The sequence below is a fragment of the Epibacterium sp. Ofav1-8 genome, assembly GCF_022348185.1.
Taxonomy (GTDB): domain Bacteria; phylum Pseudomonadota; class Alphaproteobacteria; order Rhodobacterales; family Rhodobacteraceae; genus Epibacterium.
Genome location: NZ_JAKRFD010000005.1, coordinates 241,571 through 268,528, shown reverse-complemented (window position 1 = coordinate 268,528; position 26,958 = coordinate 241,571). Strand labels below are relative to the sequence as shown.

Here is a 26,958-nt window from a genome sequence, read left to right as displayed (position 1 = left end):
GGTTTTGCGGCATGTGGGTGTTTTTATCAAGCATTGCCAGAGATTTCACGCCGCCGTGACCCGTGCGAGAACAAGGACGCTGACCTTCGCGGCACCCGCTGCGACACAGGCCCGCGCGCAGGCAGACAGCGTCGATCCGCTGGTCATCACGTCGTCCACAAGCAACACCCGCTGCCCATCGAGGCGCGACGTCATCCGCGGGTTGGGCCGGATGGCCTCATCCAGAAGCATCATCCGCTCTTCCCGGCTGCGGCCCTCGAGCATCGGTGTCTTGGTGACCCTCACCAGCGCATCCGGGCAGCAGTCACAGCCTTCGCGCGCCGCGAGTGCCTGCGCCAGCAGCGCGGATTGATTGTAGCGTCGGCGCAGAAGGCGCGTCCAATGCAGCGGTACCGGCACCACCAGGGGTTTGTCCGCCAGAAGCTCCGGCGCCGCGCGCGCCATCCACGATGAGGCGGGCCGCGCCAGATCGGTTCGGTCGCCGTGTTTCAGTGCCAGCACCAATCGACGCCCCTGCCCGCCATAGAGCAGCGCGGCGCGGCCCTGGCTCCATTCCCGTGGTGTCCGCAGGCAGGCGTCGCACTGCACAATCTGGTCGTCGGCCTCTCCGGGGAGGGGGGCGCCGCAGGAATCGCAGACCAACCCGGAAATAAACGAGGTGTCACGCCAGCAGGCGCTGCACAGGCCAAAATCGCTCTCGACCAACCCGCCGCAGTTCAGACAGCGCGCGGGGTAGACCAGTGAAACTGCCGTTTGAATCCGTGCCCGCAACGTCATAGGTACACCTCATGACAAAAGAACCGATGGCTCATCCCCAGATCTTTGACCGAGAGGCGCTGAAACTGCGTCGCGCCCGGCGCAAACCGGAGGCGATGTTCCTGCACGACTTGGCCAGAGACGAGATCGAGGATCGGCTCAGCATGGTTAAGAGAGTCTTTACCAAACCCGCGATTGTTGCGCCTTTTGCGGAGCCCTGGGCGGACCTGCTGCCGGAGGCAAAGATCATCTCGGATGACGACATGCTGGATCTGGACCCGCAGGCGCATGATCTGGTGATCCATGTGATGGCGCTTCATTGCGCCAATGACCCGGTCGGGCAGTTGATCCAGTGTCGGCGCGCGCTAAAGGAGGATGGCTTGCTGCTGGTCGTGACTCTGGGCGGTCAGACCCTGCACGAGCTGCGCAGTGCCCTTGCGGAGGCAGAGACCTATGTCAGCGGCGGTCTGTCCCCAAGAGTCGCGCCCATGGGTGAAATCCGTGATCTTGGCGGGTTGCTGCAACGGGCGGGGTTTGCCCTGCCGGTCGCAGATCTTGTGCCCTTGACGGTCCAGTACCGCGACCTTTCACATCTGATGCGGGATTTGCGCGATATGGGGGAAACCAACACGCTGACCGAGAGGCTGCGCAGCCCCACCCGTCGTGCAGTGTTCACGCTTGCCGATCACATCTATGCTCAGAATTTCGCCACACCGGAGGGCGCGCTGGCGGCAACCTTCGAACTCGTATGCCTCACCGGCTGGTCCCCCGCCGACAGTCAACCGCAGCCCCTGCGTCCCGGCTCCGCCAAGGCGCGGCTTGCGGATGCGCTGAAGGTGCCGGAAACCAAACTGCCCGAGACGTGATGATAACCTGAGCCAATGGTCGCAGTGAGATGATCCAATTGGCCTTTCCCACCGTACCGACGTAACAATCGACGAAACATCTATTTTTCCGAGACACAGGACACTTGCCCATGCTGGATGCGACCTCACCTGCGACCCGCCCTGACCATGCGCCCGCGGATCACCCGCCGGTCAAGGCGGAAAAGGTCGGGATTCTGCTGGCCAATCTCGGCACTCCGGATCACTACAGCTACTGGCCGATGCGCCGCTATCTGAACGAGTTTCTCTCGGACAAGCGGGTGATCGACTATCCGTCGTGGAAATGGCAGCCGCTGTTGCAGCTGATCATCCTCAGCAAGCGCCCCTTTGCCTCTGGTGAGGCCTACAAGTCGATCTGGAATCACGACAAAGGCGAAAGCCCGCTGATGACGATCACCAAGGACCAGACCAAGGCCATGGCACAGGCGATGGAAGAGATCTACGGCGACCGTGTGATGGTGGATTTCTGCATGCGCTACGGCAATCCTTCCACCAAGTCGAAGGTCGAAGAGATGATCGCCGCCGGGTGCCGCAAAATCCTGTTTGTGCCGCTTTATCCGCAATACGCTGGCGCGACCTCGGCAACCGCAAATGACCAGTTCTTCCGGGTGCTGATGGATCAGCCCTGGCAGCCAGCGGCGCGCACGATCGAACCCTATTTCGATCACCCCGAATACATCGACGCGCTGGCAAAGTCGGTCGAGGACGCCTATGCCAAGATGGAGAAGACGCCGGACATTCTGGTCTGCTCTTACCATGGCATGCCCAAGCGCTACCTGATGCAGGGCGATCCCTATCACTGCCAATGTCAAAAGACGACGCGGCTGCTGCGCGAGCGCCTCGGCTGGGACGAATCACAGATCACAACGACATTTCAGTCGGTCTTTGGGCCCGAGGAGTGGCTGCGCCCCTACACGGTCGAACATGTGGCGGAGCTGGCGAAACAGGGCAAGAAGAACATCGCGGTGATCGCACCGGCCTTCTCGGCGGACTGCATCGAGACGCTGGAAGAGATCAACGAGGAGATCTGCGAGAGCTTTGAGCACGCAGGCGGTGAGGACTTCACCTATATCCCCTGCCTCAATGACAGCGACGCGCATATCTCTGCCCTGTCGAGCGTCATTCGCAACAACCTCAAGGGCTGGCTCGACTGAGCCCCCTTGTGCAGCACGACATGGGGCCAAGCAGGCAATAAAAAAGGCGGCTGGAGATCCAGCCGCCTTCCTTGTTCTTTAGGGCAACGATTAGTTGCTTGCAGCAGCAGCGGCCACGATGACCAGCAGCAGCAGCGGCAGCAGGATGCCGGAAGAAGAACCGGTTGCTTCTTCAACAATAACCGGCGCTTCAACGATCGGTTCTGCCAGGGAGCCAGCGGATGCAGCGGATGCAGCAGCGACCAGAGCGGCAGCGATAACGAGTTTCTTCATGTTAACCTCCAGAATACGCGCACAGCACACATATGATGTGCGCACTCAAGACTTACCTCGTGGTTTTTTTCTAAGCAGTAAACCCACCGGATTGCAATTGCTTGTTAAATCCCTTTGACCCGCCCCGACGCGGTTGTCGTCAAATTAGCAACACCTGTGTGCCGTTTCGTGCCAACTCAAAAAGCTGGGCGATATGTTCGTTGTAGAGGCCGATGCAGCCATTGGAGGAGCGGCGGCCGATCTTGCGCGTGTCGTGGGTGCCGTGGATACGATAGTACTTCCAGCTCAGATAAAGCGCATGGGTGCCCAGCGGATTGTCCGGTCCCGGCGGGATATAGGCCGGCCATTCCGGGTTGCGCTTGCGCATGTTGGGCGTCGGCGCCCAGCCCGGCCCCTCGACCTTGCGGACAACCCGGGTGCGGCCACGCCGCGTCAGGTCATCACTCAGAGGAACCGACGACGGGAACAGTTTGTAGACCGATTGGTCCTCGGACCAGTAGTGCAACGCGCGACTGTCGATATCCACCAGGATGGCGCCCCGCTTCAGGTTATCGAAATAGGGCCGCCAGTCCTTGGCGCGGAAGGCCGAAATGTTGCGAACAACATTGGGCTCGGGCTCCGGCGGTGGCCGCAGCGGATCATAGGAGGGATCTTCTGCCTCGCTCAGGTCCTGCGCCAGCGCGGGTGCGGCCAGAAGAGATGTCGTGCCTGCAAGGAATTGCCGACGGGTCGGGGTCAAGAATGGTTTGCGTGTCATGACATGCTTCTCTGCAATGAATCTGCGGGATTTCGCTACAGTTTATGGCCGGAATGCCTCAGTCGCAATTCAATCCCCCCATATCTCGCCAATGTGACCGGGCCGGGTTTGCCTATAAGTCACAGGAGCGTTAAGGGACGCTGTGATCCAACACTTAGGGTTTAGAATGACACGCGTATTCCTGATTCTGGCTACACTGACGAGTTTTGTCCTGGCGGCCTGTACCACCGGCAATGATGGGTCCGCGACCGGGTCGGGCGTCTATAGAATTCGCAACGAAGAACGCGTTCAGTTCCGCATGCTCGATTCCGTCAACGCATTGCGCGAAGCCGCCGGCAGCCCCGCCGTGCAGCTGAACGCGCAGTTGAATGCCGCAGCCGCCACCCATTCCCGCGATATGTCGGTGCAAAACCGCCCCTGGCACTTCGGGTCGGATGGCTCCTCGCCATTGGATCGGGTCGCGCGTGTCGGATACAGCGGCGCCCTGCTGGGCGAGGCGATTTCGGAAACCTATGAAAACGAACAGCAGACGCTGGCGGCCTGGATGCAGGACAGCGGCACCCGCTCCGTTATCATGGACCCCAAAGCCACCAACATGGGGTTTTCCTGGTTCCAGGAACCCAATGGCAAGATCTGGTGGACCCTGGTGATGGCCAACTGACGCCGATCCCGACGACCTCTGATACAAAAAGGCCGCTCGTGACATGAGCGGCCTTTTTTGGTGTCTCGTCTTACCTACGCCGGGCCGAGCTAGGCTCTGAGCGTGATCAGCGTGCCGTTGTTGACCATTGCCCAGATTTCCTCGATCTCATCGTTACGCACAGCGATGCAGCCAGCGGTCCAATCCTGAACCCTGGAGGCGCGGCGCCGGTCCGACCTGTCGTTGGGTTCACCGTGAATGAAGATGTCGCCGCCCGGGCTTGCGCCGAGCGCGCGCGCATAGGCCCGATCTGCGGTGTTGGGATAGGAGATCCCGAGGGACAGGTGGAACTGGCTGCGCGGGTTGCGCCGGTCAATCAGATAGCTGCCTTCCGGTGTGCGCCCGTCGCCTTCGATCTGCTTGTGCCCGATGGGGGCAAACCCCAAACCGACGCGGTATTCACGCAAGACATTGCTGTCATTCAGCAGGTAGAGTTTTCGCGCGCCCTTGTTGACCACGACGGACGTCACGGGTGGTCCGTTGTAGCGCGAAATATGGGGGCCGCTGGAACACCCCGCTGTCCCGAGAGCAGCCAGGACGCCTGCTCCAAATGTTCGCCTGTGCATTGTTGTGCTCTGTCCGCTCTTCTAGGCTTTGTGCTCTTTGATTAGCACTACATCAAACTTGGTTAACAAATCCTAATCACTTTTGCGTCGAACTGTCCTGGAGCTGCGAAATGCGATTTTCGATCACCTCCAGCCGGGAAATCACCTGGTCCCGATAGGCATCGGTGCGCTCGCCCTCTTCCTCCGAATGGGCATCCTGCATCGAATTCACGATCAGGCCGACCAGCAGGTTCACCACCGCAAAGGTCGTCACCATGATGAATGGCACGAAGAAGGCCCAGGCATGGGGGTAGACCTCCATCACCGGGCGCACGATGCCCATCGACCAGCTTTCCAATGTCATGATCTGGAACAACGAATAGGCCGACAGCCCAAGGGTGCCAAACCACTCCGGAAAACTGTTTCCAAACAGTTTCGTCGCCATCACCGACCCGATGTAGAAGATGATCGCCATCAACAGAAAGACCGAGCCCATGCCGGGCAGCGCGGTAATGAACCCCTCGACCACCCGCCGCAGCCGCGGTGCCACGGAAATGACCCGCAACACCCGCAAAATCCGCAAGGCCCGCAGCACGGAGAACCCCTGTGCCCCGGGGACCAGGGCGATGCCCACGATCAGAAAATCAAAGATGTTCCAGCCACTGAGAAAGAACCGCAAGCGCCGCACAATGAGCTTTGCCGCGATTTCCAGCACAAAGATCAACAGGCACAGCTTGTCCACGAGGTGAACGATACCGCCCGCATGCGCCATGATGACATCTGAGGTTTCCATGCCCAGTGTCACCGCATTCACCAGAATCACAGCGGTGATAAACCGGCTAAAGCTGTCGCTCTCCAGCACGGCGGTCAGGCGGTCGATCATCGGGCACTCCTCGGGGCAGGTTTCACGATAGGGTCAGACTTGCTGCAAGCTCCGTATGCGATGACCAGCGGAACTGGTCAACGACCTGTACCCAATTCAGCGTATAGCCCGCGTTAACAAGCCGTTCCGCATCCCGGGCAAAGGTAATCGGATTGCACGACACATAGGCGATGGTCGGAATGCGGGCCTGCGCCAGCTCGATCACCTGCGCCTCTGCGCCAGCGCGCGGAGGATCGATCACGACTGCGTCGAACTCTGCACCAAACGGTTTCAGGTCTTCGGGCAACATCGGGTTGCGGAATAGATCGCGGGTTTCGGTGGTGACTTTCTTCAGCCCCTTCGCCTTGCGCCAGCCCAGCTCCAGCGCGCTCAGCATATCGCCCTCGCCCTCGACGGCATGCACCTCCGCCGCCCGGGCCAAGGGCAGGGAAAAGGTCCCGCAGCCTGCAAAGAGATCGACCAGCCGGCGGGCGTCTCCGACGATGTCCTGCACAGCCTCGACAAGCGCGGCCTCTCCCTCCGGTGTCGCCTGCAAGAAGGCACCGGGCGGCGGGCAGACACGGGCGGGTCCAAAGCTCTGTACCGGCGGCTGCTCCATGCCGACAGGTTCGTCATCCCAGGTCAGCCGGGCCAGCCGATAGCGCTCAATCGCCTGCGCCAACTCTATCCGCAATGTGCCATCCAACGGCTTGCCATTGCGCACCAGGACATCGAGACCGGCATCGGAGCTGGTCAAGGTCACAGACAGCGGCGCCTTGCGGCTTGCCCCGATCACAGCGAGCTCTTCGGCCATGGGCAGCGCGGACAACAACTCCGGCGCCAGCAGCTGGCACTCCGGGATTTCAGTGATGATGTCGGACGCGCGGCCATGGAACCCCGCCATCGCCCCTTTCTTTGTGCGCTTGACCGACAGCACCGCGCGGCGGCGGGACCGGGAGGGCGACGTCTTGATCGGACGAAAATCCGTCTCTAACCCGCGTGTTTTCAGGGCCTGACGGACAACATCCGTCTTCCAGTCGGCGACAAACCCGTCGCTTGCGTGTTGCAGCTGGCAGCCGCCACAGGATTTGTAGTGGCGACAGGGCGCCTGCACGCGGTGCTCCGAGGGGGTTTCGATCCGGATATCCGAGAGCACCTGTCCCTCCACCCGGCCGGACACGATTTCTCCCGGCAGGATGCGTGGCGCGTACAGGGGACCCGGGGCGATTCCATCTCCCTGATGTCCTAAACGTGTGATCGTGGCTCTGGTTCTGGCTGCGTCTGTCATGCCCCTGCCTTAGCGCGGAGTGCGCTTGGGCAAAAGACTGAAACGCACCCCGGGGGCCTATTGGGCCGCCGCCGCCGACTCCTCCTCGGTGCGAATGAACCCGCCGGATTGCCGGCTCCAGAACTGCGCATAAAGCCCGTCTTGCGCTAGCAGGCTTTCATGGCTTCCCTGTTCGACAATGCGTCCTGCATCGACGACGATGATCCGGTCCATCTCCGCCAGGGTCGACAAGCGGTGCGCGATCGCCAGCACGGTCTTGCCTTCCATGACCCGGGTCAGAGCCGACTGGATCGCGGCCTCGACCTCGGAATCGAGCGCCGATGTCGCCTCGTCCAACACCAGGATCGGCGCATCCTTGAGAATGGCACGGGCCAGCGCGATGCGTTGCCGCTGCCCCCCCGACAGCTTGACCCCGCGTTCGCCAAGAAAGGCCTCGTAGCCTTCCCGACCCTGACCGTCCTGCAACTCCGTGATGAAGTCATGCGCCTCCGCAGCCTTGGCGGCGGCGATCACCTCCTGTTTGCTGGCGTCGGGCCGACCATAGAGGATGTTCTCCATCGCCGAGCGGTTGAACATCGCCGTTTCCTGGGTGACCATCCCGATCTGGCTGCGCAACGAGTTCTGACTGACCGAGGAAATATCCACATCGTCGATCAGGATACGGCCCTGTTCCGGCTCATAAAGGCGCAGGAGCAACGAAACCAGCGTGGATTTTCCCGCCCCCGATGCGCCCACAATGCCGAGCTTTTCGCCCGGCTTGATGGTCAGGGACAAATCGGCAATCCCCCCGATGTCGCGCCCATAGGTGAACCGCAGATCATCGAAGGTGATCGCGCCATCGCGCACCGTCAGGTCCTTGGCGTCGGTGGCATCTTCGATCCGGTCCGGTCGCGCCAGCGTCTTCATCCCGTTTTCGATCTCGCCAATGTTGGAGTAGATCCCCATCAGGGTGAAGCTGACCCATCCGGTCATTTGCGCAATCCGGATCGAAACCGCACCGGCAGCAACGATGTCGCCCTCGCTGGCCCCGCCCCCCTGCCACAACCAGAGTGTCGCCCCGATCAGCAACACTGGCAACACGCCGGCCAGCGTCATCAGGCAGAACCGGAAGGACGCGGAAAGATATCCGAATTCCAGCGCCTTGTCGCGAAAGGTCACCATCGCGTCCTGAGCGCCGCGCTCCTCGTGGTCGGCATGCGCAAACAGCTGAACGGTCTTGATGTTGGTGATCGTATCCACAACCTGGCCGGTCACATTCGCCCGGGCGCCCGCGCGTCCGGCGGAGCGTTGGCGAATCCGCGGCAGGAACCAGCGGATCATCGCAAAATAGGCCGCCAGCCAGATCAGAAACAGCAGCGTGATGCGCAGATCGACGGCCCCCAGCAAAATCAGTGCCCCCGCAAGCGACGCCAGAGCAAAGGCAACAACATTGATGATCTCGACGACCACCGTGGTGACCGCGGTTGCCGTCTGCATTTGCTTTTGGGCGATGCGGCCTGCGAAGTCATCATCGAAGAACCGCACCGATTGCCCCAGCGTCCAGCGATTGAGGCGGGATAAAACCAGCGGGCTGACATTGGGTTGCACGATGATCCCGTTCGACGCCGCCGAAAGGCCGAACAGCAACGGGCGGACCAGGATGAAAAAGGCCAGCGCCGCCACGATGACCACCGTATTGGTGGCAAAGAACCCCTCCGGGCCGCTGGCAATGGCGGTATCGATCACCAGACCGAGGATATACGCCGTCCCTGCCTCCATTCCGCCCGCCAACGCCGAGCAGACCGCGGCAACCAGCAGTATCGGCCAGGCCCCCGACAGGCACCAGCGCATAAACGCGCGCAGCGTCTGCGGCGGCGGACCATCAGCCGGTTGAAAGGCGTCGATCAGATTTCCAAGCTTCATTCTGCTGCCTCTATGTTCAGGAATCCTCCGGACTGGCGCGCCCAGAATTGTGCATATAGGCCATTCGCCGCCAAAAGCGCCTCGTGCGTGCCCGCTTCGACAATTTTTCCCTGATCCAGAACCAGGATCCGGTCCATCTGCGCAATGGTGGACAGGCGGTGCGCAATGGCGATCACCGTTTTTCCCTCCATCATGCCGTAGAGCGTTTCCTGGATCGCGGCCTCGACCTCGGAGTCCAGCGCCGAGGTGGCTTCATCCAGCAACAGGATCGGGGCATTCTTCAGGATCACCCGTGCCAGCGTCACCCGCTGCCGCTGACCGCCAGAGAGCTTCACTCCGCGCTCACCGACATGGGCATCATAGCCGGTACGGCCCTGCGGGTCTTCGAGATCGAGAATGAAATCATGGGCATGAGCCTTGCGCGCAGCAGCGATCATCTCCTGTTCGCTGGCGTCCGGCCGACCATAGAGCAGGTTATCCCGCACCGATCTGTGCAGCAACGAGCTGTCCTGCTGCACCATACCGATGTTCTGGCGCAGACTGTCCTGCGTCACGGTGGAGATGTCCTGACCATCGATCAGGATACGCCCCCTTTCGATATCGTAAAACCGCAGCAGCAGCTTGACCAATGTCGATTTCCCGGCACCCGAACGTCCAACCAGGCCAACCTTTTCGCCCGGCTTGATCGTCAGATCCAGCTGGTCAAGCCCTCCGGCACCACGTCCATAGTGATGCGACAGCCCATCAAAGGTGATCTCGCCCTTTGTCAGCTGCAGGGGGGTGGCCCCTTTGGCATCGACCAGCTCGATCGGCTGCGCGATCGTTTCCATCCCTTCGGACACCACACCGAGCTGCCGAAAGAAACTGGTCAGCGCCCACATGATCCAGCCGGTCATGGAATTCAGCCGCAGAGTCAGCGCCGTTGCAGCAGCAACAACTCCGACAGAGGCCAGCCCCTGCATCCAGAGGGCAATCCCCCAGCCCACAACGCCGACGATCAACAGACCGTTCAGCATCACCAGGGCTCCGTCCATGATCGTGAAGATCCGCATTTCGGCCTGAAAGGTGGTGCGGGTTTTCTCGATAGCGTCGCGGGCATAGTCCAGTTCGCGATCATGATGGGCAAACATCTTGACCGAGTGGATATTGGAATAGCTGTCCACGACGCGCCCGGTCACGGTTGAGCGGGCATCAGAGGCCGCCTGGCTTGCAGGGCCAACCCGCTTTACCGTCCAGCGGATCAGCGCCCCGTAAAGGACAAACCAGATCACCAGCGGCAGCAGCAGCCTGGGATCTGCGCCCCACAGCAACAGCGCCGCCCCCACGAGGTACGCAAGGGCAAAGGTGATGGCATCAAAAACCTGAAACACCACTTCTCCGGCCGCCGGTGGAGTCTGCATGATCCGGTTGGCAATACGCCCGGCAAAGTCATTCTCGAACCAGCCGACGGATTGGCGCAGCACGTGCTTGTGCGCCCGCCAGCGGATCAGGGTGCCAAAGTTGGGCAGGATGGTGTTGTTGAGGAGCAGCACATCAACCAGCTGAAGCGCCGGACGCACCAGCAGAATGAACAGCGCCACCAGGATCAGTTCGGTGCCGTGACGGGCCCAAACATCTTCGGGAGACCCGGCGAGAAGATCGACCACCCGCCCCATGTATGAAATCAGACCGATTTCGATGGCAGCAACAACGATCGACATCAGACCAGCCGCCCAGAACACGGATTTGAACGGCTGCGCGTAGTCCCGCATGAACGGCCAGAGCCGGGTCGGCGGAGTGTCCGTTTCCGGATAGTCGCAATAGGGGTTTATGAGGTTTTCAAAGAATCGAAACATGGTGTTGCTCCGTCAATTCGAGCAAAGAATAAGAGAAAATGCGATGCGCATGGCAAAAGGCGGTGACCGAGGCCCCCGACCTACCCTACGGGCGGGACTCGGATGTCAATCGTCGTTCCAGATCCCGTAATACATCAGCATTCCTCCGGCCAGTTCCGTTTCACGCTTTATGGGTAGCGCGAGAGAACGGCTTTGTCACGCCCCTGGGGTCATGAAGATTTCCTGACACCCGGGTCAGCTCAGATCGGGCAGGCGCTGCAGGAGCGCCTCTTTGTCGGCTTCAAAACCGCTTGCGATCCACTCCGCCTCAAGCGTCCTGAGCGCACGGCCCAGGGCGGCCCCCTGCACGACCGGCATCAAATCCTGCGCGCAGATCGGAAAGGACGCGGTGGCACCCCGGTCAATATCAGTGTCTAATGTGGGCGAAACAGGCGTTTCCAGCAGCGCGGAGCGCAACAGCATGGCACGCTTCGCGATCTGCGCATCATGACGATACGCAAGCTCTGCCGCGCTTGAACCGTCCGTTGCCAACTCGCGCAGGAGCGCAACACGCGTCGCCGAGGCCTTGCTCAGGCGCAGGGCGTCCCGTGGCTGATCACCGCCCAGCGCTGCAAGGCGGAGTTCCGCCTCGACCGACAAGCCGGCCTCCAGATGGATCAGGGGCGCGAGGGCGCGATCATCGGCACCGGGCAGGATCTGCGCCAACACACCGATCTGGCGCATGGTTGCAACCGAGGGCGCGGGATTGGCCGCAGCCAGCAGTTTCATCATCTCGGCTCCGACCCGTTCGCGCGACAGCTCCGCAAGTCCGTCTTGCGTCTCGGCAATGGCGCCCAGCGCCTCGGGATCAAACCCCTCGTCCGCGTCGCCATACCAGCTGTGAAACCGAAAGTAGCGCAGGATGCGCAGATAATCCTCGCGAATACGCTGGCGGGCTTCGCCGATAAACCGCACCCTGCGCGCATACAGATCATCCAGACCGCCCAGCGGATCGACAACCTCGCCATCCGGGCGCGCATAAAGCGCGTTCATGGTAAAATCGCGCCGTCGCGCATCCTCGGCAATATCGGTCGCAAAGGCCACAACGGCGCGACGCCCATCCGTTGCCACATCCTTGCGGAACGTGGTGACCTCATGCGGGACACCCTCGGCCACGATCGTTACCGTCCCATGATCGATTCCGGTCGGGATCGCTTTGAGGCTGGCGTCGGCCGCGATCTGCATCACACGCGATGGCGCGACATTGGTGGATAGATCCAGGTCCGAGCTGGGTTCACGCAGCAGCGCATTGCGCACGCAACCCCCGACAAAGTAGATCTCGGCCCCCGCAGCAGTCAGCGCCGCGCAGACCGCGCGGGTGGAGGGCGTATACAGCCAGGGCGCATCGATCTTCATTGCAGATCCATCATCGTCGCAAAGCCTCGCAACATGCGCGCAGTTGCCCCCCAGATGTAATAGGGGCCGAAAGGCGCAGTAAAATAATGCCGCCGCGTGCCCCGCCACCGGCGCGATTGTACCTGATAGCGTTCCACATCAAGCACATGTGCAAGCGGCGCGCGAAAGATCTCGGCGACCTCACCCGCTTCGGCACGCGCGTCAAAGGGCTGCTCGATCAGCGCGATCACAGGGGTGACCTGGAACCCGGTCACGGTTTCATGGCACGGAAGATGTCCGAGGACCCGCGGCAATGCCCGTGGGAGTGCAACCTCCTCCCAGGCTTCGCGCAGCGCGGCGTCCGTGACATCCCGATCACCGGCATCCACCTTGCCACCGGGAAACGCGATCTGGCCCGGGTGATGTTTCAGCGCCGATGACCGTTTCGTCAGGAGGACCTGCGGCTCGGCGCCATATGTTTCGATCCCGACCAGCACGCCGGCCGGTCGCAACCTGCGGCCCTCCGGCAATACGGTATCCGGGTTGAGGTCGAAATCAGACGTCACCGTCTGAGCGCGGGCCAGCGCCTCGGCAATCTTCTCCGCAAGCGCTGACACGGGGGTCACTCCTTCGTGGCATCAAAACCAAGCGTGGCGGGATCGAGATCGTAATGCGCCCCGCAGAACTGACAGTCCGCCGTCACCCGGCCCTCTTCGGTGGTCATCGTTTCGATGTCCCGGGCCGAGTAGATCGACAGGCTTTGCCGCACACGGTCCTCCGAACAGGTGCAGCCAAAGCGCACGGATTGCGCATCATACACCCGGGGGCGTTCCTCGTGGAACAGACGCAAGAGCAACTCGCTTGGCGACACCGACGGCCCGATCAGTTCCAGGTCCTCGACCGTTTCGAGCAGGATATTGACGCGGTTCCAGTTCTCTTCTTCCTCGCCGGAGACAAGATCCGCGGCGGTCAGCACCTCACCGGTCCCCTCGCCCTGCGCCGCAAAGGGCGAGGCCTTTGGCATATGCTGCAACATGATGCCGCCCGCGCGCCAGTGCTCAGGCTTGCCCGGTTCGGAGGATTTTCCGAAACTGAGGGAGAACCGCGTCGGCAGCTGTTCGGACTGCGCGAAATAGGCTTCGGCACACTGCGACAACGAGGTCTCCGCCAGCGGCGTGATCCCCTGGTAAGGCTGCGTACCCTCGCCCTGATCAATCAGGATTGCGAAATAGCCCTCGCCCACCTGCTCAAACGGCGCACCATCGGTGATGCGCTCGGGGTCAAAACTGGCATAGGCCCGAATACGGGCGGGCTCGCCTTCCTTTTCCGGGGCGTAGTAATCGGTCGCGATCATCCGCACCGCACCCTTGGACTGGACCTGCAGCGACAGTTTCCAGCGCAGGCTCATGGTCTGGCCGATCAGCGCGGTCAACAGCGCCATCTCGGCCACCAGGGCCTCTACCGGTTGCGGATAGTTGTGTTGTTTCAGGATGCCATCCAGCACGCCGTCCAGCCGCGCCACACGGCCGCGCATGTCGGATGCATCAAGCTGGAAGGGCAGGACGGTATCGTCCCACGCGATTTTCGTACCAAGTGTCATGGGGTTTCCTTAACGGCCGGCTATTGGCATACCGACGCTATATAGACTTTTCAGCCTCAGAGTGAAGGGGAGTCCGGTGATCAGACGGTTTGGAGAGGCACCACGCAGGGATCAGACCTACCGTCTGCGCCCCGGCGCCTATGCGTTGCTGCCACGAGATGGCCAGTTGTTGTTGACCTGTCAACATACCCCGGGGCCGGACATCCAACTGCCGGGCGGCGGGATCGATCCGGGCGAATCACCGATCCCCGCGCTGCATCGCGAGGTCTATGAGGAGACCGGCTGGAAAATCGCAGTCCCAAAACGGGTCGGCAGCTTTCGCCGGTTTGTGTTTATGCCGGAATATGACCTCTGGGCGGAGAAACTCTGCCACATATATGTCGCCCGCCCGGTCTTGCGCCTTAGTGCCCCGATCGAGCCGCATCATAGTGCGCTTTGGCTCCCTACGGAGGATGCGGTCAGAGTGCTCGGGAATGTGGGAGACCAGCATTTTGCCGCGCTGCTGGCACGCTTGGGCTGACCGGCGTCAGGGACCCTGAAACTCAAACAGGGTGGCGGATATGTCATCCTCCAGCCCCTTGTCATCGCCCATCACCTGGGTGAGATGCCAATACAGATCGTCAAGGAATTCCTTGCCGCTGCGCTTCCGGTCGCAGCGCTTGACCAGTTCCACCAGCCCCTCGGTATCGAGCATGGAGCCATCCTTCAGATGCGCTTCGGTGAATCCGTCGGAATAAAGAAGCAGCCTGTCGCCCTTCTCCATTACGAATTCTTCCTGCTCGTAATCCACATCGGGCACCAGCCCCACGGGCACACCACCCCTGCCGATAAACTCCATCGACCCATCGCGACGCAACAGGAGCGGGTGCGGATGCCCGGCCTGCACCATCTTGATCACGCCCGTGCGCAGGTCGGCGATGCAATAGGCCATGGTAAAGTATTCTTCGATGCCGGTATCGGCGATCAGGCGCGCGTTGAGCACACCTGCAACCTCTTCTGGCGGGCGCAGCGCGTAGAAGCGATTGAACTTCTTTTCCATCCCGACATTCTGATCGAAATAGGTCGAGGACAGATAACCGCCCAGCCGCGCGGTCATCATCGCCGAGGTGATCCCGTGGCCGGACACGTCGATGGAATAGAACCCCAGCCGGTTGATCCCGGGCGAGAACATTCCCACCAGGTCACCGCCGATATGGCCGCAGGGTTTCAACAGCAGATTGACCTCGGACTCTCCGAAGGAGCGGGTCAGTTCCGGAACAAGCGATTCCTGGATCTTGCGCGCCTGCATCAGATCCTTGTCGATGGCGTCATATACGGTCTGCAGCTCATCCAGCGTTTCAGACACGATGCGGTTCTTCTCGAACAGCTCGCGCTGCATGCGCAGAATCCGCTCCCCGGCCGAGATCCGCGCCCGCAGCTCGTCCGAGCTGACCGGCTTGGTGAGAAAATCATCCGCGCCCGCATCAAGCCCTTCGGCGACCTCGTTTTTTTCGCTCTTTGAGGTCAGCAGGATGAAGTAGCTGTACGCCTCGTTGGACTTCGCACGAAAGGCCCGGCAAAACTCGATGCCGTTCATCCCGGGCATCATCCAGTCGCTGAGGATCAGGTCGGGCGGATCGACACGACAGATGTCCATTGCCTCCTCGCCGCCCTCGGCCTCGACGACGTCGAAGCCCCACTTCTTGAGCGAGGCCACGAGGATGCGTCGTTGCAAACGGCTGTCATCCACCACCAACACACGTCGGATGGACCCGCTCACAGGCACCTCTTCGCTTTCAACTGAATGCTCTGGCAGCACCGACAATCCCTCATTAACGCGGCGTGTCCCCTCGTGACCTTCTTAGAAAACACTTGATCGGCTTAATAGCTGATGAAGAATAAAATTTTACTCAAGTTTTTTTCCTTTACTATACTTTTACCCGATTTGACATAGGATACGCGCGTCTCCCCCGGAAGTTTGGAAGAAGACGATGATTGACTGGCCACGTGTACGCGAATTGAAAGACGAAGTCGGCGAAGACGGCTTCGAAGAGGTGATCGAACTGTTCCTCGAAGAGGTGGAGGGCGTCATCGACAAATTGAAGTCGGGCGACCGGTCCCAGCTTGAACAGGACCTGCATTTTCTCAAGGGCAGCGCGCTGAACCTCGGCTTTCGGGATTTTTCCAACCTCTGCTTTGAGGGGGAGCGGCTGGCGGCCAACGGGCAGGACAGCACGATCGACCTGCCCGGCGTGTTCTCCAGCTATGACCTGTCTAAGGCCCGCTTCCTTGCCGAAGTGGACCAACAAGCCTGACAGGGATCAGATCACGAACTGCGCCAGCGTTTCATCGTTGGTGATATCCGTATAGGTGAAACCGGCCGCATCCAGCTGTGCAAACAGCGGTGCGAAGTTCTCCGGCCGTTTCGTTTCGATCCCGATCAGCACCGACCCGAAGTTGCGGGCGGACTTCTTCATATATTCAAACCTCGCAATGTCATCTTCGGGACCGAGGATATTGAGGAATTCCTTCAGCGCACCGGGCCTCTGGGGCAGGCGCAACAGGAAATATTTCTTCACCCCGGAATAGCGTTGCGCCCGTTCCTTGACCTCGGGCAGGCGTTCGAAATCGAAATTGCCGCCAGAGGTCAGGCAGACCACCGTCTTGCCCTTGATCCACGTGCGCAGGTCGCCCAGCGCCTCCACGGCCAGCGCACCTGCGGGTTCCAGCACGATGCCTTCGACGTTGAGCATCTCAAGGATCGTGGTGCAGATCCGATCCTCGGTCATGGTCAGCACATCCGGCAACGGCACGTTGCGCAGTATGTCAAAGGGGCGTTCCCCGATCTTTCCGACCGCAGCCCCGTCGACAAAGGTGTCGACCCGCCCCAGCGGAACAGGGTGACCCGCCTCCAGCGCGGCCTTCAGACAGGCGCCCCCTTCGGGCTCCACAAACAGCGCATGCACATCCTCGCCAAAATACTGCGACACGCCTGACGACATGCCGCCGCCGCCAACCGGCAGAACGATATGATCCGGGGCCCTGCCCAGTTGTGCCTCGATCTCGACCGCGATCGACGCCTGCCCCTCGATGACATCGGCATCGTCAAACGGCGACAGGAAGCAGCCGCCCTTTTCGGCACACCAGGCCTGCGCGGCGGCCAGCGTGTCATCGAAATAGTCGCCGATCAGGTGAACCTCGACATTGTCGCCGCCGAACATGCGGGTTTTCTGGATCTTCTGCTGCGGTGTCGTCACCGGCATGAAGATCACACCGCGCTTGCCCATCTGACGGCACATATAGGCCATGCCCTGCGCATGGTTCCCGGCCGAGGCGCAGACAAACAGATCCTTGCCTGCCTGCTTGCGCATGGCATTGAGCGCGCCGCGGATCTTGTAGGAGCGCACCGGGCTCAGGTCCTCGCGCTTGAGGTATATGTCCGCGCCAAAGCGCTGGGACAGGAGTTCGTTGCGTTGCAGCGGCGTGGGCGGGAAGACATCGCGCATCGCCGCCTCGGCCGCTTTGGCCTGGGTCCGGAAGTTGGTCATGGGGATTTGGTGACCCAAAGCCGCGCCCAAGGCAAGAGGGCGCGGCAAAGCATTCCTTGGTATGCCGTCAGCGGCGCTCAGATCGGGCGTTTTTCAACGTAGTGGCCATACAGCGTGGTGAGGATACTGACCTGGATCAGGCCAAACACCACGGAGGTAAGCGCCCACCACACAACCACCACAGGTCCGGTCAGCAAGAGCAGCGATTGTTCGATCGCAAATTGCATCACGACCGTAATCAGCACCAGACCGAACACCGGGCCAAAGGCATCGGATGTTGCCTTCCACGCATCGGTGATGCTCAACCGCGTCTTACCAAGGGCAACATTCGGCAATGTGATAGACAACCGCAGGAACACCCAGGCCGGCAACAAGGCCAGACCCGGCTCCAGGATCGGCAGGACGTGAACAAAGTTCCCGCCGAGCACGCTGGCCAGCACCGCAATCACGATCAGAACCGGGATCATGGCCAGAAGCACCAGAAGCGCGATCAAGATCCCCTGAAACGCATAGGCCAGGATACGATCAAGTTGGAGCGGCGGCAGAAATCCCGGATTCTGCTCTTCCTCCAGGACATAGCGATGCCAGGCCACGATGGGCCACATTGAAATCAGCATGACGACAATGGCGGTCAGCAACACGCTGCCCACAAGGCCGCCGCCGGGAGTGACCTCCGATGCGGCCCCGGGAGACAGGAGCGCCAACACCCCGGTTTGTTGCGCCAGAACCCCGAGGATCACGCCAACCAGCACCGTCGGCAGGAGGAAAATCCGGATGACCATTTGCCAGTTTCGCACCAACATCGACACCGCGTGTTTGAATAAATACCAGCCCGTCATGGAAATGCTCCTATTGAATACAGCTTGCCGTCGCCCCTTCATAACGGAAGGATTCTGGACGAAAAGCCCCGAAAACCTTGCACCCACGTGCAAAAGGCGCTACGGCGCTTGACGTTCTGACCAAGAGGAAAACCCATGTCCGCGCCCAAGAAAGTTGTGCTGGCCTACTCCGGTGGCCTTGATACTTCGATCATCCTGAAATGGTTGCAGACCGAATACGGCTGCGAGGTTGTCACCTTCACCGCCGATCTCGGCCAGGGCGAGGAACTGGAACCGGCGCGAAAGAAGGCAGAGCTTCTGGGCATCAAACCGGAGAACATCTTTATCGAGGACATCCGCGAAGAGTTCGTGCGCGATTTTGTCTTCCCGATGTTCCGCGCCAATGCGGTCTACGAGGGCCTCTATCTGCTGGGCACCTCGATCGCGCGTCCGCTGATCTCCAAACGTCTTGTCGAGATCGCGGAAGCCACCGGCGCCGACGCCGTGTCGCACGGCGCGACCGGCAAGGGCAACGATCAGGTGCGGTTCGAACTCTCGGCCTACGCGCTGAACCCCGACATCAAGGTGATCGCGCCCTGGCGTGAGTGGGATCTGACCTCGCGCACCAAACTGCTGGAATTTGCCGAGGCAAACCAGATCCCGATCGCCAAGGACAAGCGCGGCGAAGCGCCCTTCTCGGTTGATGCCAACCTGCTGCACACCTCCTCCGAGGGCAAGGTGCTGGAAGACCCGGCCGAAATGGCGCCAGACTACGTATTCCAGCGTACCGTGAACCCCGAAGACGCGCCGGATGAACCCGAATTCATCGAGATCACCTTTGAACAAGGCGATGCGGTTGCGATCAACGGTGAGGCCATGAGCCCGGCAACGATCCTGACCCAGCTCAACGAATACGGCCGCAAGCATGGCATCGGTCGTCTCGATTTCGTCGAGAACCGCTTTGTGGGCATGAAGTCCCGCGGCATCTACGAGACCCCCGGCGGCGACATCCTGCTGGAAGCGCACCGCGGTATCGAACAGATCACGCTCGACAGCGGCGCTGGCCACCTGAAGGACTCGATCATGCCGCGCTATGCGGAACTGATCTACAACGGCTTCTGGTATTCCCCGGAGCGTGAGATGCTTCAGGCACTGATTGATGAGAGCCAGAAGCATGTCACCGGCACCGTCCGTCTGAAACTCTACAAAGGCTCCGCCAAAACCGTTGGCCGCTGGTCCGAGCATTCGCTCTATTCCGAGGCGCATGTGACGTTTGAAGAAGACGCGGGCGCCTATGACCAGAAAGACGCACAGGGCTTCATCCAGCTCAATGCGCTGCGCCTGAAGTTGCTCGCCGCACGCAACAAGCGCGTGAAATAATATGGCCGGGGACGACTTCGAAGACGACTTTCCAGAGGACGATCTGGAAGAGGAGCTCGACATGTTCGTCGAGGCCCAGGACGCGGTCTGGGGCGATGTCGTGGCCGAACTCAAGGCTGGAAAGAAGACGAGCCACTGGATGTGGTTCGTCTTTCCGCAGCTGGCCAGCCTCGGGCAATCCCACATGGCGCAGCTCTACGGTCTGGAAGATCTGAAAGAAGCGCAGATCTATCTGGATCACCCGGTCCTGCGGCAACGCCTGATCGAGGTTTGCGATCTGATGCTGGGTCATGCCGGCAAGGACGCCGCAGAGATCCTGGGCCCGGTGGATGCCAAAAAGCTGCGCTCGTCCATGACGCTCTTTGCCGCTGCACCGAATGCGCCCGATCACTGCGCCCAGATCCTGCAACTGTTCTACGCCGGTGAACCCTGCTCCCATACTGCGGATGAAATCGGCTGAACTCGGCTGTTCCTGTGCAAAACCGGGCAACTTGCAGGCAAAAGACCTGTCGCGCTCCGGGCAAGTTTTGCTAAGCTTGGCATGACCTGAGACACAAACCGGGAGTGGCGCAGTGAAGCCTATGATCCTCAGCGGCCTGATGCTTTGTCTGGCCTCGCCTGTGCTTGCAGATTTCAACATCTGCAACAAGACAAACAGCAAGGCCTTTGCCTCCATCGGCTACAAGGATGGCGACACATGGGTGTCAGAGGGCTGGTGGACGATCGAACCGGGCGATTGCAGCATTCCTGTCGTTGGCGATCTGAAGAACCGCTACTACTACATCCGCGCCGAGAGCGAGACCGGGAACTGGACCGGTGATTATTCCTTTTGCTACATCAACGACGCCTACACCATTCGTGGCGACGAGAACTGCACCTCTCGTGGCTACAAGACCGGAGGCTTCTTTGAGGTCGACACCGGCAATGCTCTGGACTGGACCCAGAACCTGACGGATTGAGCCGTCCCGCTGCCCCTTGGTCACGCTTGTCAGTTTATGCCCCGACCCCCTAAGCCTGTGCGCATCACCGCAGTTGGGGGGGGGCGCAATGATGGAAGAGATCGCAACGGATATTCGCAACGGTCTGGATGGCAAGAGCTTTGACGGGTCGTTGAAGTTCGACTGTGGCTCCGAGGGTGTGATCGTTCTCGACAACGGCAATGTCACCACCCGGGAACAAGCCACCGATTGCACATTGCGCCTGAGCATCGAAAACCTGAAAAAGCTCCTGCGCGGGCAGCTGAATCCGATGACCGCCGTGATGATGGGGAAGATCAAGATTTCCGGCGACATGGCGGTCGCGATGAAGCTCGGCAAACTGATCGGCTGACCGCTGCGGGCTCAGATCTTGATCGCCCGCATCTCCTCGTAGATTTCCATTGCCTGTTCCAAAACCGGTTGCAGACGCGCCGGAGCCTCGGGCAATGCCCCTTCTGGCCCGGCGAAACCGGTCGAGTTCCACACCGCCCCGTACCAATGCGGCGCCCAGACGCCGTCATCCTTGTGGCCGCCCTTCGGCCAGCTCAACATCTCGGGCGAAAACGGCAAGCCGATCGCCTCGCACAGCTGTTCCAGCTTTTCCCTGGGGTTCTGGCGGATATCGTAGCTGTCGATCACCAGCGGTTTCTGTCCCCATCTGCGCACAAGCTCGATCAGCTCCATCTGCTGGCTGAACCCGATGTCGTCGAGGCCAATCTGGTCATATTTCGCGGCAAAGGAGGCGATCACCCGCGCGGGATGGCGGATGAGAAAGACATTGGTGACATCACGCAGCCACTCACGGGGCACCTCCGCGATCATGTGCTGGCACATGTGTTTCTGATAGAAATGCGGCCTGGCGCCGGGCACCGGTCCCAGGAGCTGCTCTGCGACGACCGATGGATCCTGCGGTTGGCTGTCCAGAATGTCGTCGCGCATCGGATGCTCAAGGCCGGTGCGGGCCAGATAGGCGGCGTAGAACGGTTCGTCCACAACCGCGCAATCGCTGCGCGCCCCAAAGGCATACATCATGGCGGTAGACAGGTTCCTCGGTCCCGACCACATGGCAATCCGCATCACTATACTCCCTGACCTCATGCAATTTTTGCCGACGCTAGAAGAAACTCCCCGGCGCGCCAACCGGTAAACTGCCGTCACCGATGCGTGACATTCGATGTCACTCCCTTGGCGCAGCACGTCGCGTCAGGCAGGCTCGTCGCAATGCAGGAACCCCTTCATTCAGGAGGATGCCATGGGTCGTCTGGATACACTGAAACACATCACGCTCGCCGCGTTCATCATGATCGGATCGCTGGCAAAGGGCATCGAAGCACGCGCCCAGTCGCAACAGGAACTGATTGTGGCAGGCGGCTGTTTCTGGTGCGTCGAGAGCGATTTTGAATCGGTAAAAGGTGTCTCGGAGGTGATCTCCGGTTACACCGGCGGCACCACCAAGAACCCCACCTACAAACAGGTCGGACGCGGCGGCACCGGGCATTACGAGGCGGTTAAAATCCTCTTCGATCCCTCTGTCATCCGGCGCGAGAGCCTACTGGAGTTGTTCTTCCGTTCGATCGATCCGACCGACGCCGGCGGACAGTTCTGCGATCGGGGCGAGGTCTACCGAACCGCGATATTCGTCTCTAACAAGGCAGAAAAGGCTCTCGCCGAGCAAGTCCGATCCGACGCCCAGAGGGAGCTTGGCCAGAAAATCGTCACACCGATCCTGGATGCCAAAACATTCTACGACGCCGAGGACTATCATCAGGACTACTACAAGGGCGACGGGCTGGTGTTGACCCGTTTTGGCCCGCTGCGCCAATCCAAAGCCTACAAACGCTATCGCACCGCCTGTGGTCGTGATGCGCGGGTTGCAGACCTGTGGGGCGACGAGGCGCCCTTTGTCGGAACACATTAAACCCTGCGCAACAGGTGCAGAAAAGGGGCCTCAGAGGGCCCCTTTCTACAGGTTGAAATGTCCAGGCCTCAGAAACTGGCCTCCTGCACCTCTTTCAAATCTGGGATCACATCCGCGGCCCCGTGACGTGTGACCATCAACGCACCGGCGCGCGACGCCTGCGCCATAGCTTGTGCCATCGGCAGGCCACGGTCCAATGCGGCGAGCACGTAGCCGGTAAAGGTATCGCCCGCGCCGGTGGTATCCACGGGCGTCACTTTCTGCGCAGGAATATCTGTAGCGGTCCCGGTACGGCCATCAAAATGGCGCGCGCCCTCGGCACCAAGTGTGACGATCACATCGTCCACGCCCAGATCCTGCGGTGCTTTGCCGGTCGCATCCTGAAGCTGCGCCGCCTCGACTTCATTGAGGAACAACAGATCCATGAATGGCAAAACCGCCTGCACCGCCGCTGCATCAAACGGCGCTGCCGCATAGGCTACACGCAGGCCAAGCTTGCGACCGATCTCGGCTGCCTCGGCCTGCATGTTCGTCTCATTCTGCATCAGAAGAATGTCACCGGCATGCGCAGCGGTCAGGGCCTGACCGATTTGATCCGCGCTCAGGGCCCGGTTCGCACCGGGATAGAGAATGATCTGGTTCTCCCCCGCCGGGTCGACCGCGATGATCGCATGCCCGGTGGCGGTATCCATCTGCGCGATGTGGCGCGTATCGACGCCGTATTCGGTCAACCGATCAACGCACCATTTGCCCTCCGGGCCGACTGCACCGATGTGACAGGCATGCGCACCGGCCCGCGCCGCCGCAACCGACATATTCGCGCCCTTGCCGCCAAGCCCCTGTTCCAGAGAGTTGGCGGCCAGCGTTTCGCCGGGGGCCGGCATATGCGGCAGGGCATAGACCATGTCTATATTGATCGACCCAAGGTTCCAGATTGCCATGATGCGTGCCCCCTCGTGGTTCAGCCGATGTTGCAGGCCGCCAGAACGGCCATGTTCAGCACGTCATTGGCGGTCGAGCTGGTAGAGCAGATCTGGATCGGCTTGTCGACGCCCGACAGGATCGGCCCCACAACAGTCGCCCCGCCCATTTCCTGCATCAGCTTGACCGAGATCGAAGCCGAGTGCCGTGCCGGAACCACCAGGATATTGGCCGGACCGGACAGGCGCTGGAACGGGTAATGCTCCTGCGACTTGGCATTCAGCGCCACATCCACGGTCATCTCACCCTCATATTCGAAATCGACGCCGCGTTTATCCAGAACGGTCGGCGCGATATGCATCTTCTCCGCCCGCTCCGACACCGGATAGCCAAAGGTCGAGAAGCTCACGAAGGCCACCCGGGGTTCAAGCCCCATGTGGCGGGCCACACCGGCGGCGCGTTCCGCAATGGTGGCAAGGTCGTTCTCGTTTGGCCATTCATGCACCAGCGTGTCGCCGATCAACACGATCCGCCCCTTGTGCAAGAGCGCCGTCACCCCGGCCACACCGTGGTCCGCATCGGCGTCGAACACATGGTTGATGCGTTCCAGCACATGCGCGGATTTCCGGGTCGCCCCGGTCACCAGACCATCGCCGTGCCCATGTGCCAGCATCAGCGCAGAAAACACATGCCGGTCACGTCCCACCAAACGGTGGATATCCTTGCGATCAAAACCCTTACGGTTCAGGCGGTTATAAAGGAATTCCTTATAGGCATCAAAGTGGTGCGTATTGGCCGCGTTGACCACCTCCAATTCGCGCACCGCATCGCCCAGACCGGCCTCTTCGAGCTTGGCTTTGACATCCTCCTGACGGCCAACCACCAGCGCCTTGCCAAAGCCCGAGCGCTGATAGGTCACAGCCGCACGCAGCACACGCGGATCATCCCCTTCGGCAAAGATCATACGAGACTGTGCCGCACGGGCGCGCGCGTTGAGGCCGCGCAGGATCGATTGCGTCGGGTCCATCCGTCCCCGCAGGCCGTGTTCGTAGGCGTCCATGTCGATGATCGGACGGCGCGCCACGCCGGTATCCATACCGGCCTTGGCAACCGCAGGCGGGATGCGGTGGATCAAACGCGGGTCAAACGGCGTCGGGATGATGTAGTCGCGACCAAAGGACAGCGATTTGCCGTAGGCCAGCGCCACCTCATCCGGCACATCCTCACGGGCCAGACGGGCCAGTGCGTGGGCACAGGCGATCTTCATCTCGTCGTTGATGGCGCGCGCATGAATGTCGAGCGCCCCACGGAACAGGTAGGGAAAGCCCAGCACATTGTTCACCTGGTTCGGATAGTCCGAACGCCCAGTGGCAACGATGGCATCCACACGGACCTCATGCGCCTCTTCGGGGGTGATCTCGGGATCGGGGTTCGCCATGGCAAAGATGACCGGATTATCGGCCATGGATTTCACCATCTCTTGGGTCACAGCGCCCCGGACCGACACGCCGAGGAAAACATCCGCGCCGTTCATGGCGTCTTCGAGGGACCGCAGCTCGGTCTTGACCGCGTGGGCCGACTTCCACTGGTTCATCCCTTCGGTCCGACCCTGGTAGATCACGCCCTTGGTGTCGCAGACGATGCAGTTCTCATGCCGCGCGCCCATGGATTTCAACAGCTCGATACAGGCGATGCCTGCAGCCCCTGCCCCATTGAGGACAATCCGGACATCTTCGATTTTCTTGCCAGACAGATGCAAAGCATTGATCAGGCCAGCGGCACAGATCACCGCGGTGCCGTGCTGGTCATCGTGGAAGACCGGAATATCCATCTCTTCCTTGAGCTTCTGCTCGATGATGAAACACTCGGGCGCCTTGATGTCTTCGAGGTTGATACCGCCAAAGGTCGGCCCCATCAGCTTCACAGCCTTGATGAACTCGTCCGGGTCCTCGGTGTCGAGCTCGATGTCGATCGAATTCACATCCGCAAAACGTTTGAAAAGGACCGATTTGCCTTCCATCACCGGTTTGGAGCCGAGTGCGCCGAGATTACCAAGCCCCAGAACCGCCGTCCCGTTGGAGATCACCGCAACAAGATTGCCCTTGTTGGTGTAATCATAGGCAAGTTCGGGGTTTTCGGCGATCGCCTCACAGGGGACCGCCACGCCGGGGCTATAGGCCAAGGACAGATCCCGCTGGGTGGTCATGGGGACCGTCGCGGTGACCTCCCATTTGCCGGGGCTGGGTTCCAGGTGAAAGGCCAGCGCCTCTTCATTGGTGATCTTGGCTTTGGGCATGTCGGTCTTCGTCCTCTCCTAGTCGAAAACTGTCATATCCCAGCGGCCGCAGCCTCTCAATCCACCGCTTTCACAATTCACTCTTTTGCATTTCTTTCAAATCACGGCTTAAAATCGAAAGGGTTTGTCAAAGTTTGGCCCCAATCCAGACCCGTCTTTGCTACACTTCCTTGGTGTTTCTTAACTGCACTTGCTGCCCAAGTGGCGCAGCGACTCATCTGTCGACTGCATATGTCAGAATGGCATCCCCCGTCCGTTCGGGCCTTTTCCGCGCGGGCCAATGAAGCATGCATACCAGGTATTGGGTTATATAGGGGTGCACAAATGACAAGTATCAACACCAACCCGGGCGCAGAGATCGCGCTTCGGGTTCTCACCGACAAGCAGGTGGAAAAGGAGGATGTCCAGGACGACATCTCCACCGGCAAAGAGGTCGACAAGGCCAAGGACGCTCCGGCGATCTGGGCCATTTCCGAAATCATGGGGTCTGATCTAGCCGGGTTCGAAGCCACCTCCAGTGGCTTGAACGTCGGCGAGGCCACCGTCTCCGTTGCCTCTGCCGGTGCGGAACAGATCACCTCGATCCTCACCGACATGAAGGAGCTGACGGTCCAGGCCAGCTCCGGTGTCGGCGACTACTCGATGATCGAGGAACAGCTGGCCCAGAAGACAGAGCAGATCAACACGATCATTTCGTCCTCTGGCTTCAACGGCGTCAATCTTCTGGCAACCGACGCCGATGGCAATGGCGGCACGGGTCTGACGGTCGCGGCGTCTCAGGATCGCTCCGGTGACGCGGCGCCGACGCAATCCACGATCACCGTCGACAGCGTCGATTTCGAAAGCAGCACCAGCTTTGACATCAACAATCGTACCACGGTGACAGATGCAGCCTCGGCCCGTACCGCCCTTGGCGAAATCGAGGGTTTCTTGCGCTATGCCACCGACAGTGCCGCGGCTCTCGGTGCCGGTGCGCAGCAGATGGCAGAGCAGGATGTCTTTCTCAACAAGCTGAGCGACGCCGTGAAAATGGGCATCAGCGAGCTGACCGATACGGACATGGAAGACGCCGCCGCCCGATACGAGGCCCTCAGCGCTCAGGAACAGCTCAGCGGGCTGTCGCTCTCGATCGCCAACGCCTCACCGGGATCCTTGCGGTCGCTCTACTCCTGATCGCCCTGAAAACAATAC

General features: G+C 60.6%; 28 protein-coding genes. 11 read left to right on the top strand and 17 right to left on the bottom strand.

The features are described 5' to 3' along the window. Positions 1-45: 45 nt before the first annotated feature. Positions 46-777: a double zinc ribbon domain-containing protein gene (locus tag MHM97_RS10480; protein ID WP_239322312.1), complete on the bottom strand. Its 732-nt coding sequence runs from the start codon at positions 775-777 to the stop codon at positions 46-48. Between the two features lie 11 nt (positions 778-788). Here MHM97_RS10480 and MHM97_RS10475 point away from each other — a divergent pair, with 11 nt between their 5' ends. Next, positions 789-1,622, top strand: coding sequence for a class I SAM-dependent methyltransferase (locus MHM97_RS10475; protein ID WP_239322311.1), 834 nt, complete (start codon positions 789-791; stop codon positions 1,620-1,622). A gap of 110 nt (positions 1,623-1,732) precedes the next feature. Continuing rightward, positions 1,733-2,794: a ferrochelatase gene (gene hemH, locus MHM97_RS10470; protein ID WP_239322310.1), complete on the top strand. Its 1,062-nt coding sequence runs from the start codon at positions 1,733-1,735 to the stop codon at positions 2,792-2,794. A 90-nt stretch (positions 2,795-2,884) separates the two neighbouring features. Here the strand turns inward: hemH and MHM97_RS10465 are convergent, their stop codons facing one another. Both MHM97_RS10465 and MHM97_RS10460 read right to left on the bottom strand, forming a co-directional pair. Continuing rightward, the gene (locus tag MHM97_RS10465; RefSeq protein WP_239322309.1) at positions 2,885-3,067 is read right to left on the bottom strand and encodes a hypothetical protein; all 183 of its coding nucleotides are present in this window, start codon (positions 3,065-3,067) and stop codon (positions 2,885-2,887) included. A gap of 139 nt (positions 3,068-3,206) precedes the next feature. After that, complete coding sequence (locus MHM97_RS10460; RefSeq protein WP_239322308.1) at positions 3,207-3,824, bottom strand: L,D-transpeptidase; 618 nt, start codon at positions 3,822-3,824, stop codon at positions 3,207-3,209. 166 nt (positions 3,825-3,990) lie between these two features. Between MHM97_RS10460 and MHM97_RS10455 the strand changes: the two genes are divergently transcribed. Then, positions 3,991-4,485 carry a CAP domain-containing protein gene (locus MHM97_RS10455; protein ID WP_239322307.1) on the top strand — a complete coding sequence of 165 codons (495 nt, stop codon included), beginning with the start codon at positions 3,991-3,993 and terminating at the stop codon, positions 4,483-4,485. An 89-nt stretch (positions 4,486-4,574) separates the two neighbouring features. On the opposite strand, the gene MHM97_RS10450 is transcribed toward MHM97_RS10455, so the two are convergent. The 8 genes from MHM97_RS10450 to hslO all read right to left on the bottom strand — a co-directional run bounded on the left by MHM97_RS10450 (position 4,575) and on the right by hslO (position 13,930). Further along, positions 4,575-5,090, bottom strand: a complete 516-nt coding sequence (locus MHM97_RS10450; protein WP_239322306.1) for a L,D-transpeptidase family protein — start codon at positions 5,088-5,090, stop codon at positions 4,575-4,577. Positions 5,091-5,166: 76 nt separating this feature from the next. After that, a complete protein-coding gene (locus MHM97_RS10445) occupies positions 5,167-5,952 on the bottom strand; it encodes an ion transporter (RefSeq protein WP_239322305.1) in 786 nt (261 codons plus the stop codon). Positions 5,953-5,974: 22 nt separating this feature from the next. After that, positions 5,975-7,219, bottom strand: a complete 1,245-nt coding sequence (locus MHM97_RS10440; protein WP_239322304.1) for a class I SAM-dependent RNA methyltransferase — start codon at positions 7,217-7,219, stop codon at positions 5,975-5,977. A 57-nt stretch (positions 7,220-7,276) separates the two neighbouring features. Beyond that, entirely contained in the window at positions 7,277-9,121 is a 1,845-nt protein-coding gene (locus MHM97_RS10435; protein WP_239322303.1) for an ABC transporter ATP-binding protein, read from the bottom strand. Beyond that, a complete protein-coding gene (locus MHM97_RS10430; RefSeq protein ID WP_239322302.1) occupies positions 9,118-10,956 on the bottom strand; it encodes an ABC transporter ATP-binding protein in 1,839 nt (612 codons plus the stop codon). The genes MHM97_RS10435 and MHM97_RS10430 overlap by 4 nt, the downstream gene beginning before the upstream one ends. 234 nt (positions 10,957-11,190) lie before the next feature. Then, positions 11,191-12,351, bottom strand: coding sequence for a CCA tRNA nucleotidyltransferase (locus tag MHM97_RS10425; RefSeq protein ID WP_239322301.1), 1,161 nt, complete (start codon positions 12,349-12,351; stop codon positions 11,191-11,193). Then, positions 12,348-12,947: a CoA pyrophosphatase gene (locus MHM97_RS10420; RefSeq protein WP_239322300.1), complete on the bottom strand. Its 600-nt coding sequence runs from the start codon at positions 12,945-12,947 to the stop codon at positions 12,348-12,350. Before MHM97_RS10420 ends, MHM97_RS10425 begins: the two co-directional genes overlap by 4 nt. Positions 12,948-12,952: 5 nt before the next feature. Continuing rightward, positions 12,953-13,930 (bottom strand): Hsp33 family molecular chaperone HslO, encoded by a 978-nt coding sequence (hslO, locus tag MHM97_RS10415; RefSeq protein WP_239322299.1) that lies wholly within the window; start codon positions 13,928-13,930, stop codon positions 12,953-12,955. Positions 13,931-14,006: 76 nt separating this feature from the next. Here hslO and MHM97_RS10410 point away from each other — a divergent pair, with 76 nt between their 5' ends. Further along, positions 14,007-14,450 carry an NUDIX hydrolase gene (locus tag MHM97_RS10410; protein ID WP_239322298.1) on the top strand — a complete coding sequence of 148 codons (444 nt, stop codon included), beginning with the start codon at positions 14,007-14,009 and terminating at the stop codon, positions 14,448-14,450. A 6-nt stretch (positions 14,451-14,456) separates the two neighbouring features. Here the strand turns inward: MHM97_RS10410 and MHM97_RS10405 are convergent, their stop codons facing one another. Beyond that, positions 14,457-15,728: a PP2C family protein-serine/threonine phosphatase gene (locus MHM97_RS10405; protein ID WP_239322297.1), complete on the bottom strand. Its 1,272-nt coding sequence runs from the start codon at positions 15,726-15,728 to the stop codon at positions 14,457-14,459. Positions 15,729-15,900: 172 nt separating this feature from the next. Here MHM97_RS10405 and MHM97_RS10400 point away from each other — a divergent pair, with 172 nt between their 5' ends. Next, positions 15,901-16,224, top strand: a complete 324-nt coding sequence (locus tag MHM97_RS10400; RefSeq protein ID WP_239322296.1) for an Hpt domain-containing protein — start codon at positions 15,901-15,903, stop codon at positions 16,222-16,224. A gap of 6 nt (positions 16,225-16,230) precedes the next feature. Here MHM97_RS10400 and ilvA read toward each other — a convergent pair whose 3' ends face one another. Next, positions 16,231-17,457 (bottom strand): threonine ammonia-lyase IlvA, encoded by a 1,227-nt coding sequence (gene ilvA, locus MHM97_RS10395; protein ID WP_239322295.1) that lies wholly within the window; start codon positions 17,455-17,457, stop codon positions 16,231-16,233. A 77-nt stretch (positions 17,458-17,534) separates the two neighbouring features. After that, positions 17,535-18,296, bottom strand: a complete 762-nt coding sequence (locus tag MHM97_RS10390; RefSeq protein WP_239322294.1) for a hypothetical protein — start codon at positions 18,294-18,296, stop codon at positions 17,535-17,537. Positions 18,297-18,431: 135 nt separating this feature from the next. Between MHM97_RS10390 and MHM97_RS10385 the strand changes: the two genes are divergently transcribed. From MHM97_RS10385 to MHM97_RS10370, 4 genes are all read left to right on the top strand, one after another. Beyond that, positions 18,432-19,655, top strand: a complete 1,224-nt coding sequence (locus MHM97_RS10385; RefSeq protein WP_239322293.1) for an argininosuccinate synthase — start codon at positions 18,432-18,434, stop codon at positions 19,653-19,655. A gap of 1 nt (position 19,656) precedes the next feature. Beyond that, positions 19,657-20,115 (top strand): DUF1810 domain-containing protein, encoded by a 459-nt coding sequence (locus tag MHM97_RS10380; protein ID WP_239322292.1) that lies wholly within the window; start codon positions 19,657-19,659, stop codon positions 20,113-20,115. Between the two features lie 121 nt (positions 20,116-20,236). Next, a complete protein-coding gene (locus MHM97_RS10375) occupies positions 20,237-20,614 on the top strand; it encodes a DUF1036 domain-containing protein (protein WP_239322396.1) in 378 nt (125 codons plus the stop codon). A gap of 88 nt (positions 20,615-20,702) precedes the next feature. Beyond that, complete coding sequence (locus tag MHM97_RS10370) at positions 20,703-20,984, top strand: SCP2 sterol-binding domain-containing protein (RefSeq protein ID WP_239322291.1); 282 nt, start codon at positions 20,703-20,705, stop codon at positions 20,982-20,984. Between the two features lie 11 nt (positions 20,985-20,995). Here the strand turns inward: MHM97_RS10370 and MHM97_RS10365 are convergent, their stop codons facing one another. Continuing rightward, a complete protein-coding gene (locus MHM97_RS10365) occupies positions 20,996-21,709 on the bottom strand; it encodes an HAD family hydrolase (protein ID WP_239322290.1) in 714 nt (237 codons plus the stop codon). 175 nt (positions 21,710-21,884) lie between these two features. Here MHM97_RS10365 and msrA point away from each other — a divergent pair, with 175 nt between their 5' ends. Further along, positions 21,885-22,550 carry a peptide-methionine (S)-S-oxide reductase MsrA gene (gene msrA, locus MHM97_RS10360; protein ID WP_239322289.1) on the top strand — a complete coding sequence of 222 codons (666 nt, stop codon included), beginning with the start codon at positions 21,885-21,887 and terminating at the stop codon, positions 22,548-22,550. Positions 22,551-22,618: 68 nt separating this feature from the next. On the opposite strand, the gene MHM97_RS10355 is transcribed toward msrA, so the two are convergent. Both MHM97_RS10355 and MHM97_RS10350 read right to left on the bottom strand, forming a co-directional pair. After that, positions 22,619-23,491, bottom strand: a complete 873-nt coding sequence (locus tag MHM97_RS10355) for a ribokinase (RefSeq protein WP_239322288.1) — start codon at positions 23,489-23,491, stop codon at positions 22,619-22,621. Positions 23,492-23,511: 20 nt separating this feature from the next. After that, positions 23,512-25,767 carry an NADP-dependent malic enzyme gene (locus MHM97_RS10350; protein ID WP_239322287.1) on the bottom strand — a complete coding sequence of 752 codons (2,256 nt, stop codon included), beginning with the start codon at positions 25,765-25,767 and terminating at the stop codon, positions 23,512-23,514. A 324-nt stretch (positions 25,768-26,091) separates the two neighbouring features. Between MHM97_RS10350 and MHM97_RS10345 the strand changes: the two genes are divergently transcribed. Continuing rightward, positions 26,092-26,940: a flagellin gene (locus tag MHM97_RS10345; protein ID WP_239322286.1), complete on the top strand. Its 849-nt coding sequence runs from the start codon at positions 26,092-26,094 to the stop codon at positions 26,938-26,940. Positions 26,941-26,958 lie beyond the last annotated feature (18 nt).